Here is a 16,089-nt window from a genome sequence, read left to right as displayed (position 1 = left end):
CGCGCGCTCTCGCCGCGCGGCAGACCTGCGGAGTTTCATATGCGCGCCCTCGCAACCACCGCCGTCCTCGCGCTCGGCCTGGCCCTGCCGGCGATCGACACCGCCGGCGCGGTCGAAGGCAAGCTCGTGCTCTATACCAGCCAGCCCAACACCGACGCCCAGCAGACGATCGACGCCTTCAAGGCGAAGTATCCCAAGGTCGAGATCAGCTTCGTCCGCGACGGCACGCCGCGCGTGATGGCCAAGCTCCGGGCGGAGATCGAGGCCGGCGCGCCGCAGGCCGACGTGCTGCTGATCGCGGATGCCGTGACCATGGAAGGCCTGAAGAAGGAAGGCCGCCTGCTCGCCCATGACAAGGCCGACGTCTCGGCCTTCCCCGCCGGCGTGCACGACCCCGCGAAGATGTGGTTCGCGACCAAGCTGATCACCACCGGCATCGTCTACAACACCAAGGCGGCGCTGAAGCCGGAGAGCTGGCTCGACCTCGCCAAGCCGGAGGCCAAGAACCAGCTCGCCATGCCGAGCCCGCTGAATTCGGGCGCCGCGATGATCCACACGATCACGCTGACCGGCAACCTGCCCGACGGCTGGAGCTTCTACGAGAAGCTGAAGGAGAACGGCACGCTCGCCGCCGGCGCCAATGGCGACATCCTGCGCCAGGTCGCCACCGGCGAGAAGCTCTACGGCATGATCGTCGACTTCATGCCGATCCGCGAGAAAGCCAAGGGCGCGCCGGTCGAGTTCGTCTTCCCGAAGGAAGGCGTCTCGGCGGTGAGCGAGCCGGTCGCGATCCTGAAGAGCAGCAAGAATCCCGAAGCCGCCAAGGCCCTGGTCGATTTCCTGATCTCCAAGGACGGCCAGGAGCTGGCGCTGAAGCAGGGCTATGTCTCGGCCCATCCGGATGTCGCCCTGCCGGCCGGCTATCCGGCCCGCGGCGCGATCAAGCTGATGCCGTTCGACGCTGCCAAGGCGCTGGCTGACGAGCCGGCCGCGCGCAAGCGCTTCAGCGCCATCTTCGAAGGCTGAGCCCGGACGAAAATCCAGCCCCAGGCGCCGACACGATGACGCTCGTAGCCCCCGCTGAGCTAAGGCAGACCGGCATCCGCCCGGTCCTGCCTGGCCTCGCCTTGCCGGCCGGCCTCGGCCTGCCGGCGCTGGTGCTGCTCTGCGCGACCCTGTTCGGCGCCCTGCCCTTCCTGCGGCTGCTCGCCGCCGCCTTCGCGCCGGGCTGGCAGTTCGCACCCGAAGCGGCGCTGGCCGAGATCTCCAGCCGCGCCGCGGTCAACGCGACCTTGCACACCTTCGAGACGGCCGGGCTTTCAGCGCTCGGTGCGCTGCTGATCGGCGGGACGGCGGCGATCCTGCTCGCCGTCACAGATGTCCGCGGCAAGCGCCCGCTCGCCTTCGCACTGGTCTTCTCGATGATGGTCGCGCCGCAGGTGGCGGCGCTGGCTTTCCTCAGCCTGTTCGCGCCGAACTCGGCTCTCCTCGGCATGCTCGGGCTGGCGCCGGTGCCCGGCACGCCCAATCCGCTGCTCGGACGCGGCGGCATCATCCTGGTGATGGCCCTGCACCATGCGCCGCTGGTCGCGATCACGCTCTGGACCGGCCTGCGCAGCGTGCCGCATACGCTGGTCGAGGCCGCGCAGATGGAAGGGGCAGCGCCCGCCACCATCGTCGGGCGCATCCTTTTGCCGGTGCTGCGGCCGCAGATCATGGCCGCGGCCCTGCTCGCCTTCGTCGCCGGCATCGGCAATTTCGGCATCCCGGCTTTGCTCGGCCTGCCGGTCAACTACCTCACCCTGCCGACGCTGATCTATCGTCGGCTGTCGAGCTTCGGCCCGGCCGGATTGCCGGACGCAGCCGCGCTTTCGCTGCTGGTGGTGCTCGTCGCCGGCCTCGGCATCATCGCCGGCCTGCTCGCAACCCGGCGCGGCGGCGGCAAGGTCGAGATCGAACGGCCGCTGCAGCCGTTCTGGCAGCTTGGAGCCGCGCGTCCCTTCGTCGCCGCTGGCCTCTGGCTGCTGATCGCGCTCAAGCTCGGCCTGCCGCTGCTGGCGCTGCTCGGCGAGGCGCTGACGCCGGCGCTCGGCGTCGCGCTCACCTGGCAGAACCTCACCTTCGACAAGTTCGCCGAAGTGCTGCTGCGCCAGGACGTGACGGTGCGCGCCTTCCGCAACTCCTTCCTCTTCGCCGGCTCCGCCGCGATCCTCCTGGCCTTCCTCTCGATCGCCTTCGCCTATGGGCTGGAGCGGCGCATGGGCAAGCTCCGGCGCGTGGTCGAGGTGGTGATCGAGCTGCCCTATGCCCTGCCCGGCGTCGTGCTGGCCATCGCCTGCATCCTGATGTTCCTGAAGCCGCTGCCACTGATCGGCGTCAGCATCTACGCCACGCCCTTCATCATCCTGTTCGCCTATGTCGCACGCTTCCTGCCGCTGGCGCTGAAGGCCCCGGTCGCGGCGATGGCGCAGATCGAGGCGCATCACGAGGAAGCCGCGAAGCTGGACGGCGTCACGCTCTGGCAGATGCTGCGCTTCATCGTCGCCCCGATCCTGGCGCCGGCAGCCGCCGTCAGCGGGCTGATGGTCTTCCTCGTCGCCTTCAACGAGCTCACCGTCTCGGCCCTGCTCTGGTCCTCCGGCACCGAGACGCTCGGCGTCGTGCTGTTCAGCCTGAAGGAAGCCGGGCTCGCCGGCGAGGCAGCGGCGGTGGCGATCAGCGCCTGCGCGGTGATCCTCGCGGTTATGCTCGGGCTCGACGCGCTCGGACGCAAACTGCCGGCCAACATCCTGCCCTGGCGGATCTGAGCAGCAGCGCTCCCACAACACAGATAAGTGCCCCCTATCACCCTCCGGACGACAGGGGGCTGGTTAAACCCAAATTAACGTTGCGGCAGGATGGTCTGCCGCATGGAGTTCGCCTTTTCATCGCAAAGCAGAGCTCGAAACCTGCCGCAAACCCTGCCGGCACCGACCAGGGACTCGTGAGCTCAATGGCCTATCGCGCAACCGGACGCCGTGAGAGCGAACCCATCGCCGAAGAGCTCAAGGTCCTTCTCGTCGAGGATTCACGGACCTATGCGCTGGCGCTCTCGCGCCGCCTCGAGACCGAGCTTCAGCTCCCCATCGTCGTTTGCCAGTCGCTCAACGAATTGCACGAGGTCGTCACCGAGGATCGCGCCGCCTTCACCCTGGCCGTGGTCGACCTCAACCTGCCCGACGCACCACGCGGTGAGGCGATCGACTTCACCGTCCAACGCCGCATTCCGACCATCGTCCATACCGGCAGCTTCGATCTCGAGACGCGCAACCGGATCATGGAGCGCGACGTCATAGACTATGTCCCCAAGGACAGCACCTTCACGCTTGAGACCGTGGTCGCCACCGCCAAGCGCGCACTCGCCAACCGGGAGACCCGGATCCTCGTCGTCGACGACACTGCCGCGACGCGCAAGCTGCTCGCCCATATGCTGAAGGTCCAGCAATACGAGGTGATCGAGGTTTCTTCCGGGGACGAGGCTCTGGTCCTTCTCAAGGACAATCCCGACATAAAGCTGGTCGTCAGCGACTATTACATGCCCGACATGGACGGCTACGAGCTGACGCGGCGCATCCGCCGCGAGTTCGCCTCCGACCGGCTGCGCCTGATCGGCGTCTCCTCGTCGAGCGACCGCATGGTCTCGGTCGGTTTCCTCAAGGCCGGCGCCAACGACTTCATCTCGATGCCCTTCATCCCGGAAGAGCTGCAATGCCGGATCGCGAGCAATGTCGAGACGCTCGAACAGCTCGAGCAGCTCCATAGCCTCGCCTCGCGCGACGCGTTGACCGGGCTGTTCAATCGCCGCCATTTCTTCGCCAATGCCGGCAGGCTGATCGAGGAGGCGCAGGCGAAGAAGCGCAAGAGCGCTGTCGCCATCCTCGACATCGACGATTTCAAGCAGCTGAACGACAGCCACGGCCACGATTTCGGCGACCAGGCACTCGCCAGCGTGGCGCGCTGCCTCGCCCAGTCTGTGGAGGGCAGCGGCCATCTGCTCGCCCGCATCGGCGGCGAGGAATTCGCCATCCTGTTCCCTGGTATCGACGCCAAGGCGGCGATGCGGCTCAGCGATCACATCCGGCTCGACGTCTCGCACGAGACCCTGACCGTGGGCGGTCAGCAGATCACGCTGACGGCCTCGATCGGCGTCGCTGAGATCGATGGTGCCGGCAATTTCGACCAACAGCTGATTGCCGCAGACCGGGCGCTCTATGCGGCCAAGCGCGAGGGACGCAACTGCGTGCGCCTCGCGGGGTAGTTCAGCCTGCCGCGGCCAGGCGCGCGCCGCCGGCTGCCGCCAGCTCACCCATCAACAAAGCGCGGCTGGCCTTCGACTCACGCACGATGAAGTCGACGACTGCCCGCACCCGGGCGACGTCCTTGAGATCGGCATGGACGAGCAGCCAGAAGGAGCGCGTGATCGAGACGCTCTCGGGCAACACCGGCACCAGCCTGAGCTCGTCGACCGCCATGAAATGGTGGATCACGCCGATGCCGGCACCGGCCGCGACGGCATTCATCTGCGCCAGCACGCTCGAGCTCTGGATATGGGCGCGCAAGCCTTTGGCGACCTCGTCGAGATAGTCGAGCTCAGGCGTGAAGATGAGATCGTCGATATAGCCGACGATGCGATGGCCGAAGAGGTCCTCGGCCGCCGTGATCTTCGGCATCGCGTCGAGATAGTCCTGCGAGGCGTAGAGGCCGAGCCGGTAGTCGCAGAGCTTGCGGGCGACGACCTTGCCCTCCTTGGGCGGGGCCAGCGTGATCGCGACGTCGGCCTCGCGCTTCGACAATGAGAGCAGCCGCGGCATCGCGATGAGCTGCAGCTCCAGCCCGGGATAGGCCTTGGCGAGGCCGGCGAACCGGGAAGCGAGGAAGGTCGAGCCGAAACCATCGGGCGCGCCGATCCGGACCGTGCCGGAGAGCGCCATGTCGGCACCGCCGATCTCGCTCTGGATCGCCAGCGCCTCGGTCTCCATGCTCTCGGCCTTGGCCAGCAACTGCTCGCCATGGCCAGTCAGCGCATAACCTTGCGGTCGCCGCTCGAACAGCTTGGCCTTGAGCGATTCCTCCAGCGAGGTGATGCGGCGCGAGACGGTCGCATGGTCAGCGCCAAGCCGGCGCGCCGCCGCGGTGAGCCGGCCCGAGCGGGCGACGGCAAGGAAGAAACGCAGGTCGTCCCAGTCGAACCGTTCCATGGCGCTCCTCCCGTATCTGTGTTTTTGCACGACGTCGGCTGATATCCGCCTATAGCCGTGCGCAAACGATAATGATAGGGGTAGCTCAAATCAGCGTCACACGACTTTAGGGGAGGACGCCATGCGTCAGATCGGTCACTTCATCGGCGGCAAGCACGTCGCTGGCACCTCGGGCCGCACGGCCGATGTCTACCAGCCGATGGACGGCTCGGTGATCGGCAAGGTCGCGCTCGCTTCCGCCGCCGAGATGCGCGCCGCGGTCGAGAACGCCGCCGAAGCCCAGCCGAAATGGGCGGCGGTCAATCCGCAGCGCCGCGCCCGCGTGCTGATGAAGTTCCTCGACCTGATCGCGCAGAACAATGACGAGCTCGCCGAACTGCTCGCCCGCGAGCATGGCAAGACCATCCCCGACGCCAAGGGCGACATCCAGCGCGGCGTCGAGGTCGTCGAGTTCTCGCTCGGCGTGCCCAATCTGATGAAGGGCGAGTTCACCGACGGCGCCGGCCCGGGCATCGACATCTATTCGCTGCGCCAGCCGCTCGGCGTCGTCGCCGGCATCACCCCGTTCAACTTCCCGGCGATGATCCCGCTCTGGAAGCTCGGCCCCGCCATCGCCTGCGGCAACGCCTTCATCCTGAAGCCGTCCGAGCGTGACCCGGGCGTACCGATGCGTCTCGCCGAGCTCTTCATCGAGGCGGGTGGCCCTCCCGGCATCCTCAACGTCGTCAACGGCGACAAGGAGGCGGTCGACGCCATCCTCGACGACCACGACATCAAGGCGATCGGCTTCGTCGGCTCGACCCCGATTGCCGAGTACATCTACGCTCGCGGCTGCGCCAACGGTAAACGTGTGCAGTGCTTCGGCGGCGCCAAGAATCACATGATCATCATGCCCGACGCCGACATGGACCAGGCGGTCGATGCGCTCATCGGCGCCGGCTACGGCTCGGCCGGCGAGCGCTGCATGGCGATCTCGGTCGCCGTCCCGGTCGGCAAGGCCACTGCCGACGAGCTGGTAAAGCGGCTCATTCCCCGCGTCGAAAGCCTGAAGATCGGCCCCTCGACCGATACTTCGGCCGATTACGGCCCGGTCGTCACCAAGGCGGCGATGGAGAAGATCAAGTCCTATGTCGACATCGGCATCGGCGAGGGCGCCAAGCTCCTCGTCGACGGCCGCGACTTCAAGATGCAGGGCTATGAGAACGGCTTCTATGTCGGCGGCTGCCTGTTCGACAACGTCACCAAGGACATGCGCATCTACAAGGAGGAGATCTTCGGGCCGGTCCTCTCCGTGCTGCGCGCCGACAGCTATGACGAAGCGCTGAAGCTGACCAACGACCACGAATACGGCAACGGCACCGCGATCTACACCCGCGACGGCGACGCTGCCCGCGACTTCGCCTCGAAGGTCCAGGTCGGCATGGTCGGCATCAACGTGCCGATCCCGGTGCCGCTGGCCTATTACACCTTCGGCGGCTGGAAGCGCTCGGTCTTCGGCGATCTCAACCAGCACGGCCCGGACTCGATCCGCTTCTACACCAAGACCAAGACCGTGACGGCGCGCTGGCCGTCTGGCATCAAGGACGGCGCAAGCTTCGTCATCCCGACGATGGGCTGAGGCCGACGGCGAAGGAGACCAGGGCATGTTCTCCCTCACCGAAGACCAGATCGCCATCCGCGACATGGCCCAGGGTTTCGCAGCCGAAACCCTGGCGCCTCATGCCGTGCGTTGGGACGAGGAAAAGCATTTCCCGGTCGAGGAGATGCGCCAGGCGGCGGCGCTCGGCATGGGCGGCATCTATATCCGCGACGATGTCGGCGGCTCCGGCCTGACGCGCCTCGACGCGGCCGTGATCTTCGAGGCCCTTTCGACGGGCTGCCCGACCGTCGCGGCCTATATCTCGATCCACAACATGTGCGCCTGGATGATCGACCGTTACGGGTCGGACGAGCAGCGGCAGAAATTCCTGCCGAAGCTCTGCAGCATGGAGCATCTGGCAAGCTATTGCCTGACCGAGCCGGGCGCCGGCTCCGACGCTGCAGCGCTCAAGACCAAGGCGGTGCTCGACGGCGACCATTACGTGCTCGACGGCCAGAAGCAGTTCATCTCCGGCGCCGGCGTCTCCGACATCTATGTCGTGATGGTCCGCACCGGCGAGGCCGGCCCGTCCGGCATCTCGACCATCGTCGTCGAGAAGGGCACGCCCGGCCTGTCCTTCGGCGCCAACGAGAAGAAGATGGGCTGGAACGCCCAGCCGACGCGGGCGGTGATCTTCGAGAACTGCCGCGTGCCCGTGGCCAACCGGATCGGCCCGGAAGGCATCGGCTTCAAGATCGCCATGGCCGGGCTCGACGGCGGCCGGCTCAATATCGGCGCCTGCTCGATCGGCGGGGCGCAGGGCGCGCTCGACAAGGCCCTCAGCTATGCCCAGGAGCGCAAGGCCTTCGGCTCACGCATCGCCGATTTCCAGGCGCTGCAGTTCAAGCTCGCCGACATGGCGACCGAGCTGGAAGCGGCCCGCACCTTCCTCTGGCGGGCCGCGGCGGCGCTCGACGAGAAGACGCCGGATGCGAGCAAGCTCTGCGCCATGGCCAAGCGGGTCGCCACCGACACGGGCTTCGAGGTCGCCAACCAGGCGCTGCAGATCCATGGCGGCTACGGCTATCTCGCCGATTACGGCATCGAGAAGATCGTCCGCGATCTCAGGGTCCACCAGATCCTGGAAGGGACCAACGAGGTGATGCGGATGATTGTGGCACGCTCGCTGGTCGGGCGGGCCGAGGGGAATTGACGGCGCGCCGTCATTCTCGGGCAAAGCGAAGCGCAGACCCGAGAATCTCCTGAAAGAGATGCTCGGGTCAGGCCCGAGCATGACGCCAAGGACAGCGGGAAGGACACGACCATGAGCACCATCGCCTTCATCGGACTCGGCAATATGGGCGGGCCGATGGCCGGCAACCTGGTCAAAGCCGGGCACAAGGTCTCCGCCTTCGACCTGTCGCAGCCATCCAAGGATGCCGCCGCTGCGCTCGGCGTCGACATCGTCGGCTCGGCCAAGGACGCGGTCGCGCAGGCCGAGATCGTCGTCACCATGCTGCCGGCCGGCAAGCATGTGCTGGGGGTCTGGGCCGACATCCTCCCGGCGGTGAAGCCGGGCACGCTGCTGATCGATTCCTCGACCATCGACGTCGAGAGCGCTCGCAAGGCGCATGCGCTCGCCGCCGAACGCGGCTGCCTCTCGCTCGACGCGCCGGTCTCGGGCGGCGTCGGCGGCGCCCAGGGCGCGACGCTGACCTTCATGGTCGGCGGCAGCGCAGACGCCTTCAAGCGCGGCGAGCCGATCCTGTCGGCGATGGGCAAGAAGGTCGTGCATTGCGGCGACGCCGGCAACGGCCAGGCGGCGAAGATCTGCAACAACATGATCCTTGGCATTTCGATGATCGCCGTCTCCGAAGCCTTCGTGCTGGCCGAGAAGCTCGGCCTGTCGCATCAGGCGCTGTTCGACGTCGCCTCGACCTCCTCCGGCCAGTGCTGGTCGCTGACGACCTATTGCCCGGTGCCGGGCCCGGTGCCGACCTCGCCGGCCAACAACGACTACAAGCCCGGCTTCGCCTCGGCGCTGATGCTGAAGGACCTGAAGCTCGCCCAGGAGGCGGCGCAGGCCGCCGGCGCCTCGACGCCGCTCGGCTCGGCGGCGGCGCAGGTCTACGGCTTGCACAATGCCTGGGGCGAAGGCGGCACCGACTTCTCCGGCATCATCCATCTGCTGCGCGGGCGCGGGAACGGCTGAGCAAGCCGTCCTGCTGCCGGCGAACGTTCGCATACGTATAATTCTGCTTTCGACCCCGTTCCGATCGGAACGAAAGCGGAGTAGGACGGGAGGCATGAACGACGCCTCCCGCCGCAAAGAACGCTCAGCCCAGACCGGCTTCGCCGCCAGCTCGCTCGATCGACGCGCCGATCTGCGCGACCGGCCGGCCGAGGTCGCCGAATTGCGGGCGCGCAGTGATGCGCGCTTCACCGTCGTCGCCGGCGAGACGCCGATCCTGTTAAGGACCGGTGCCGAAACCCAGACCGTCTGGTTCGACGAGAGCGGCGTCGATGGCCTCGGATCGGCGCAGGAAGAGGTCTTCCTCGGACTCGATCCGGATGGCGCACCGCGCTTCGGCCGGCTGATCGACCGCGAATTGCTCGACGGCCTGCGCGAGCAGGCGGTGCTCGTCGTCACAGACCTGCGCAGCGTTGCGCTGAAGCGGCTGGTGCCGAAGGATGAACTCGGCCCGCTCGGTGAGGCCAAGGCCCTGCTCGACTGGCATGCCCGCCATCGCTGCTGCGCCCAGTGCGGCGCGCCGACCAAGCTCGGCTCGGCCGGCTGGAAGCGACATTGCGAAGCCTGCGGTGCGCAGCATTTCCCGCGCACGGACCCGGTGGTGATCATGCTTGCCGTGCGCGGCGACAACTGCCTCATGGCGCGCCAGGCGCGCTTTGCGCCCGGCATGTATTCCTGCATCGCCGGCTTCGTCGAGCCGGGCGAGACCTTCGAGGACGCGGTCCGGCGCGAGACCTGGGAGGAAGCTGGCTTGCGGACCGGGACGGTGCGCTATGTCGCCTCGCAGCCCTGGCCCTTCCCGGGATCGCTGATGATCGGCTGCATTGCCGAGGCGCTGAATGACGACATCGTTCTGGACGGCACCGAGCTCGAAGCCGGCCGCTGGTTCAGCCGCGCCGAGGCGCTGCAGATGCTGGAGGGCAAGCACCCCGACAATCTGTTCTGCCCGCCGCATATGGCGATCGCCAACACGATCCTGAAGGCGTGGGCGGTGGACGGCGAGGAACCCTGACGCGCGCCCGCGCAATCCTGACGAACGAACAGCCTTTGCGGAGCCCTGGATGACGGACCCGGTCAACGCCTTCGTTCCCGGGCCGCGCGCCCATATCGCCGGCCGGCAGGGCGGGCCGCTCTCCGGACTGACTTTTGCGGTCAAAGACCTGTTCGATGTCGCCGGCTTGCCGACCGGCGGCGGCAATCACGACTGGGCCAAGGCGAACCCGATCCCGACGCGCCATGCCTGGGCGGTGCAGGCCTTGCTGGATGCCGGCGCGGATTGCGTCGGCAAGACGATAACCGACGAGGTCTCACTGGGCATTCTCGGCGAGAACGCCTTCGACGGCACGCCGATCAACAGCGCCGCACCCGAGCGCGTGCCCGGCGGCTCCTCGTCGGGCTCGGCAGCGGCCGTCGCCGCCGGCCTCTGCGATCTCGCACTGGGCACTGATACAGGTGGCTCCATGCGGGTGCCGGCGAGCTTCTGCGGAATCTACGGCATCCGGCCGACACATGGGCGGCTCGACCTCACCGGCCTGATGCCGCAGGCGCCGAGCTCGGACACGGCCGGCTGGTTCGCGCGCGACGCTGTAACCTTCGCGAAGGTTGGCGCCGTGCTGCTCGGCGAGGCTCCCGGCCCGCTGCCAACGAAGCTGCTGATTGCGGTCGATGCCTTCGGCTTCGCCGATCCCGAGGTCGCCGAGGCCCTGCAACCGATGGTGCGGAAGCTGGAGCGGATCGTCGGCGCGGCGCGCGAGGAGATCATGGCGCCGCAAGGGCTTTCGGTGTGGGCTCGGGCGCAGCGCAGCCTGCAGCCGGTCGAGGCCTGGCAGACCTTCAGACCCTGGATCGAGCAGCATAATCCGCGCATGGCCTTCAGCGTCGCGGCCGGGCTGATCGCCGGCTCGCAGGTCACCGCGAGCGAGCGCAACTGGGCAGCGTTGATGCGCGAGGAAGCGCGGGCGCGGCTACGCTACCTGCTGCCACCCGGCACGATCCTCTGCCTGCCGACGACGCCCTTTCCGGCACCGCTACGTGGCTTGCCTATACCGGAGCTGCAGCCCTTGCGCGACCGCATCACCTGCCTCTGCGCCCAGGGTGGCCTCACCGGCTCGCCCCAGCTCAACCTGCCCGGTGCTACCGTGAACGGCGCGCCGGTCGGCCTCTCGATCATCGGCGGCCGCGGCACCGACGCCAGCCTGATCGCCGTCGCCCAAGCCATGGAGGCCATCTCGTGAGCGACCTGACCCCGAACCTGCCTGACGTCGTCGCCGAGATCAGCGCCCTGTTCGAGCGCTACGAGCAGGCGCTGATCGACAAGCAGGTCGACGTGCTCGACGCCTCCTTCTGGAACAGCCCCCACACCATCCGCTACGCGCTGGGCGAGAACGGCTATGGCTTCGACGAGATTCACGCCCACCGCGTCGCGCGCCCGCCGGGCCCGGGCATCAAGGAGAAGCGGATCCGTCTGGAAATCCTGACGCTCGGCCACGACTTCGCCACGGTGAACCTCGAATTCAAGGTGCGCGGGCGCGAGATCATCGGCCGCCAGAGCCAGAGCTGGGTGCGCTTCCCGGACCTGGGCTGGAAAGTGGTCTCGGCCCATGTCTCGACGATGGAGGGGCCGCGCCCCTGGTGAGGGCGCGCCGCCTGCAGGACCGCCTTACTCCCCCGGCTCGGGGAAGCTGTCGCGGAATCCGTGCGCGGGGTAGACGCCGAGGATCTTCATCTCCTTGGAGAAGAAGGCGAGTTCGTCGAGCGCGCGACGCAGCGCCGGATCATCGGGATGGCCCTCGACGTCGCTGTAGAACATCGTCGCCGAGAAATGGCCGTCGACCATATAGCTTTCCAGCTTGGTCATGTTGACGCCATTGGTGGCGAAGCCGCCGAGCGCCTTGTAGAGCGCCGCCGGCAGATTGCGGACCTGGAAGATCAGCGTCGTCACCGTCTTGCCGGCGCCCTGGCGGGCGAATTCCGGATATTTCGAGAGCACGACGAAGCGCGTGGTGTTGTGCTTCTCGTCCTCGATATCCTCCATCAGGATATTGAGGCCGTAGACCTCGGCGGCGATGTGCGGCGCGATCGCGGCACGGGTCGGATCGCCGGCCTCGGCGACCTGGCGGGCAGAGCCGGCAGTGTCCGCGGCGACCTCGGCCTTGAGGCCGAGCTTGCGGATGATCTTGCGGCACTGACCGAGCGCGTGGATGTGGCTCTGCACCGTCTTCAGCGTCGCCAACGTCGCGCCCTCGACCGCCATCAGATGGAAGCGGATCGGCAGGAAGTGCTCGCCGATGATATGGAGGCCGGAGCGCGGCAGCAGGTGATGGATGTCGGCGACGCGGCCGGCGATCGAATTGTCGATCGGAATCATGCCGTAGCGGGCGGCGCCGTCCGAGACCGCGGCGAGCGCGTCCTCGAACGTCCGGCAAGGCAGCAGCTCGCAATCCGGAAAGACCTGAAGGGCGGCCTGCGAGGAGAAGGCTCCGGGCTCACCCTGATAGGAAACGACGACTGACATTTTAGGTCTTCAGGCTCCGGCACTGGATGTCAGGAACGCGCGGGCGCGGTCCAGATCGGGGGGCGTATCGACGCCACGCGGGACGTGATCGATGATCATCGCGTCGATGCGCATGCCGTCCTCGAGTGCCCGCAGTTGCTCGAGCTTCTCGCGCAATTCGAGCGGAGACTGCGGCAGCGCGACGAAGCGGTCGAGCGCGCGGCGGCGATAGGCGTAAAGGCCAACATGGTGGTAGAGCGGGCCGTCGCCATAAGGTGCCGTCGCCCGGGTGAAATAGAGCGCCCGCATCCGGCCGGGGGAAATCTCGCTGCCGACCAGCTTGACCACGCTCGGCGCGGTCTTCTCCTCGTCTTCGGTGATCTCGCCAGCAAGGGTCGCAATGTCGACAGCCGGGTCGGCGAGCGGTTCGACCGCAACTGCGATCGCAGCCGGAGCCAGAGTCGGAAAATCGCCCTGGACGTTGACGATGATGTCGTGCTCGCGCTTCGGATCGACGATGTCGGCGGCTTCCTTGATCCGGTCCGAGCCGGTTTGGTGCGCGGGGCTGGTCATCACCGCGCGGCCACCGACCTGCTCGATCGCCGCGAGGATGCGCTCGTCATCGGTCGCGACCACAACATCGCCGACGCGCGCTTCGATGGCACGCCGCCAGACGCGGACGATCATCGGCTCGCCCAGGATGTCGGCCAGCGGCTTGCCCGGCAGGCGCGTCGCCTGCATGCGGGCCGGGATCAGGATCAGCGGATTGGGCATTGGCTGGGGAAAGCTCGCAGGGCGGCAAAAAGTCTCAAAGCGGTGCGTGCTTATACGAGTTGCAATGCAGCGCGCAAAGCGGTTAAGCAGCGCAGACGTGCCGGCTCCCGCAAGGGTCCGGCCGCAGCGCTGTCTTGCTTCGCCGACGGGCGGGCCGGGGGTTGTGAGAGACGATGAATATCGAACTGAACAAGATCGCTGGCGCAGGGCTTTCGACCCTGCTCGTCGTGATGGCCCTGAACATGGGCGCCGGCATCGTCTTCGCCCCGAAGAAGCCGGCTGTCCCTGGCTATGATCTGCCGAGCCTCGAGCCGGCGGCTGCGAGTGGCGCGGGCGCCCCGGCGGCTGCGGTCGAGGAGCCGATCGCGGTGCGCCTCGCCAAGGCCGACGTCGCCAAGGGCGAGAAGGCCGTCGGTGCCTGCAAGGCCTGCCACACCTTCGAGAAGGGCGGCGCCAACAAGGTCGGCCCGCATCTCTACGACGTCTATGGACGCGGCGAGGGCTCGGTCGCCGGCTTCGGCTATTCGGCCGCGATGAAGGGCCGCAACGACAAGAGCTGGGACGCCGACGCGCTCGACCACTTCCTGAAGAACCCGAAGGCCTACGTCCCCGGCACCGCCATGGCTTTCGCCGGCATCGCCCGGCCTGAGAGCCGCGCCGACGTGGTCGCCTATCTCAACAGCCTCGCCGATTCGCCGAAGCCGCTGCCGAAGCCCTGATTTGGCAGCGCGCCTCGCGCCGATGTGACGTCATGAGCCGGGCCGCAAGCCCGGCTTTTGCTTGTCGACGCCATGCAATTGCCGTCACCATCGCTGTGAATGCCGGTTGCTCTGGCTTTAGCCCGACGCAACGACATAATCGGACGACGAATCGCAAGGGGTATCGCATGGCGATCCGGATCACTCGCCGCAGGCTGCTCGAAGCCGGCGGCGCGCTCGCAGGCGCGGCCGCACTGCCGGCCTCGCTCACGACGGCGCTGGCGCAGGAGAACGAGGTCCATGGCCTCTCGACCTTCGGCGAGCTGGCACTGCCGCCGGACTTCCCGCATTTCGCCTATGTGAATCCGAAAGCGCCAAAGGGCGGCTCGCTCACGGTCCAGATCAAGCGTGCCGGCGGCAATCAGAGCTTCGACACCTTCAACACGCTCAATACCTATGTGCTGCAGGGCGATGGCGCAGCCGGCATGGATGCCTGCTTCGACAGCCTGATGGCCGGCTCCGGCGACGAACCCGGCTCGCTCTACGGCCTGATCGCCAAGAGCGTCGTGGTCTCCCAGGACAAGCTGACCTATCGCTTCCGCCTGCGGCCGGAGGCGAAATTCCATGACGGCTCACGGGTCACCGCCAGCGACGCCGCCTTCTCGTTCAACCTGCTCAAGAGCAAGGGCCACCCGACCTACCGGCTGATCCTTGGCGAGATGGAATCGGCAGCCGCCGAAAGCGACGCCATCCTCGTGGTCAAGCTCACGCCGAAGCGCAGCCGCGACCTGCATCTCGTCGTCGCCGGCCTGCCGGTGTTCTCTGAGAAATACTGGTCGACCCGCAATTTCGAGGCCTCGACACTGGAGCCGCCACTTGGCTCGGGCGCCTACAAGGTCGGCAAGTTCGAACAGGGCCGCTTCATCGAGTTCGACCGGGTGCCGGACTACTGGGCCAGGGATCTGCCGGTGACTATCGGCCAGAACAATTTCGATCGTGTCCGCTGGGAGTATTTCCGCGACCGGCAGGTTGCCTTCGAGGCCTTCAAGAGCGGCGTGATCACCTTCCAGGAGGAGTTCACCTCGCGGATCTGGGCGACGGGCTATGACTTCCCGGCCATCCACGAAGGCAAGGTCAAGAAGGAGGCCCTGCCTAAGACCGAGCCGATCGGCTCGCAGGGCTGGATCTACAATCTGCGCCGCGAGAAATTCGCCGATCCGCGCATCCGCGAGGCGCTCGGCCTCGCCTTCGACTTCGAGTGGACCAACAAGAACATCATGTTCTCGTCCTTCTCGCGGGCGACCTCCTATTTCGAGAACTCGGATTCGAAGGCGGTCGGAAAACCCTCATCGGAAGAGCTCGCGCTGCTGGAGCCGTTCCGCGGCAAGGTGCCGGACGAGGTCTTCGGCGAGCCCTTCCTGCCGCCGGTCTCGGACGGTTCGGGCAGCGACCGCGCCCTGCTCCGGCGGGCCGACGAGATGTTGCGCGCCGCCGGCTGCAAGCGCGACGGCAATGTGCTGAAGCTGCCGAACGGCCAGCCCTTCGAGATCGAGTTCCTCGATTCGACCCCCGCCCTGCAGCCGCATACCCAGCCCTTCCAGGCCAATCTCAAGCGGCTCGGCATCAACGCGACCTCGCGCATCGTCGACGGCGCTCAGTACCAGCGCCGGCTCGACGAGTTCGACTTCGACATGATCAGCCGGGCGATGAGCGGCAGCGCTATCCCGAGCGACACGATGCGCGTGATCTACGGCTCGGAAGCGGCCAAGACGCGCGGCTCGCGCAATGTCGGCGGCATAGCGGACCCGGCGATCGACGCGATGATCGAGACGATCGGCAAGGCCGACAGCTATGCCGAGGTGGTGGTGGCGGCGAAATGCCTCGACCGGCTGCTGCGGGCCGGGCGCTACTGGATCCCGATGTGGTGGAACGCCAGCGAGTGGCTGGCCTATTGGGACATGTACGAGCGCCCGCAGACCAAGCCGAAATTCAGCTCCGGCGCGCCGGGGACATGGTGGTACGATCCCGAAAAGGCCAAGCGGATCGGGAAGGCATAA

14 protein-coding genes are annotated in these 16,089 nt (G+C 67.1%); 11 read left to right on the top strand and 3 right to left on the bottom strand.

Annotation, left to right across the window (positions count from 1 at the left end; genetic code table 11):
* Positions 1-39: 39 nt before the first annotated feature.
* The 3 genes from AC1DS0_RS13215 to AC1DS0_RS13205 all read left to right on the top strand — a co-directional run bounded on the left by AC1DS0_RS13215 (position 40) and on the right by AC1DS0_RS13205 (position 4,297).
* Positions 40-1,026 (top strand): ABC transporter substrate-binding protein, encoded by a 987-nt coding sequence (locus AC1DS0_RS13215; protein ID WP_476814788.1) that lies wholly within the window; start codon positions 40-42, stop codon positions 1,024-1,026.
* A gap of 35 nt (positions 1,027-1,061) precedes the next feature.
* Positions 1,062-2,807 (top strand): ABC transporter permease, encoded by a 1,746-nt coding sequence (locus tag AC1DS0_RS13210; protein WP_476814787.1) that lies wholly within the window; start codon positions 1,062-1,064, stop codon positions 2,805-2,807.
* A 185-nt stretch (positions 2,808-2,992) separates the two neighbouring features.
* Positions 2,993-4,297 carry a diguanylate cyclase gene (locus AC1DS0_RS13205; RefSeq protein ID WP_476814786.1) on the top strand — a complete coding sequence of 435 codons (1,305 nt, stop codon included), beginning with the start codon at positions 2,993-2,995 and terminating at the stop codon, positions 4,295-4,297.
* A 1-nt stretch (position 4,298) separates the two neighbouring features.
* Here the strand turns inward: AC1DS0_RS13205 and AC1DS0_RS13200 are convergent, their stop codons facing one another.
* Positions 4,299-5,237: a LysR family transcriptional regulator gene (locus AC1DS0_RS13200; protein WP_476814785.1), complete on the bottom strand. Its 939-nt coding sequence runs from the start codon at positions 5,235-5,237 to the stop codon at positions 4,299-4,301.
* Between the two features lie 121 nt (positions 5,238-5,358).
* Here AC1DS0_RS13200 and AC1DS0_RS13195 point away from each other — a divergent pair, with 121 nt between their 5' ends.
* The 6 genes from AC1DS0_RS13195 to hpxZ all read left to right on the top strand — a co-directional run bounded on the left by AC1DS0_RS13195 (position 5,359) and on the right by hpxZ (position 11,702).
* A complete protein-coding gene (locus AC1DS0_RS13195) occupies positions 5,359-6,855 on the top strand; it encodes a CoA-acylating methylmalonate-semialdehyde dehydrogenase (protein ID WP_476814784.1) in 1,497 nt (498 codons plus the stop codon).
* A 25-nt stretch (positions 6,856-6,880) separates the two neighbouring features.
* Positions 6,881-8,029, top strand: a complete 1,149-nt coding sequence (locus tag AC1DS0_RS13190) for an isobutyryl-CoA dehydrogenase (protein WP_476814783.1) — start codon at positions 6,881-6,883, stop codon at positions 8,027-8,029.
* Positions 8,030-8,041: 12 nt separating this feature from the next.
* Complete coding sequence (gene mmsB, locus AC1DS0_RS13185; RefSeq protein ID WP_476814835.1) at positions 8,042-9,028, top strand: 3-hydroxyisobutyrate dehydrogenase; 987 nt, start codon at positions 8,042-8,044, stop codon at positions 9,026-9,028.
* A gap of 94 nt (positions 9,029-9,122) precedes the next feature.
* Positions 9,123-10,079, top strand: a complete 957-nt coding sequence (gene nudC / locus AC1DS0_RS13180; protein WP_476814782.1) for an NAD(+) diphosphatase — start codon at positions 9,123-9,125, stop codon at positions 10,077-10,079.
* A gap of 49 nt (positions 10,080-10,128) precedes the next feature.
* Entirely contained in the window at positions 10,129-11,301 is a 1,173-nt protein-coding gene (locus AC1DS0_RS13175) for an amidase (RefSeq protein WP_476814781.1), read from the top strand.
* Positions 11,298-11,702: an oxalurate catabolism protein HpxZ gene (gene hpxZ, locus AC1DS0_RS13170; RefSeq protein WP_476814780.1), complete on the top strand. Its 405-nt coding sequence runs from the start codon at positions 11,298-11,300 to the stop codon at positions 11,700-11,702. Before AC1DS0_RS13175 ends, hpxZ begins: the two co-directional genes overlap by 4 nt.
* Positions 11,703-11,726: 24 nt before the next feature.
* On the opposite strand, the gene AC1DS0_RS13165 is transcribed toward hpxZ, so the two are convergent.
* A complete protein-coding gene (locus AC1DS0_RS13165) occupies positions 11,727-12,581 on the bottom strand; it encodes a prephenate dehydratase (protein ID WP_476814779.1) in 855 nt (284 codons plus the stop codon).
* A gap of 9 nt (positions 12,582-12,590) precedes the next feature.
* Positions 12,591-13,334 carry a 3-deoxy-manno-octulosonate cytidylyltransferase gene (locus AC1DS0_RS13160; protein WP_476814778.1) on the bottom strand — a complete coding sequence of 248 codons (744 nt, stop codon included), beginning with the start codon at positions 13,332-13,334 and terminating at the stop codon, positions 12,591-12,593.
* A gap of 173 nt (positions 13,335-13,507) precedes the next feature.
* Between AC1DS0_RS13160 and AC1DS0_RS13155 the strand changes: the two genes are divergently transcribed.
* Positions 13,508-14,053 carry a c-type cytochrome gene (locus AC1DS0_RS13155; protein ID WP_476814777.1) on the top strand — a complete coding sequence of 182 codons (546 nt, stop codon included), beginning with the start codon at positions 13,508-13,510 and terminating at the stop codon, positions 14,051-14,053.
* A 167-nt stretch (positions 14,054-14,220) separates the two neighbouring features.
* Positions 14,221-16,089, top strand: coding sequence for an extracellular solute-binding protein (locus tag AC1DS0_RS13150; RefSeq protein ID WP_476814776.1), 1,869 nt, complete (start codon positions 14,221-14,223; stop codon positions 16,087-16,089).

Source organism: Allobosea sp. P4_H5, assembly GCF_056400825.1.
The sequence above is the reverse complement of the archived record's forward strand: the minus strand, read 5'-3'. Positions and strand labels throughout refer to the sequence as shown.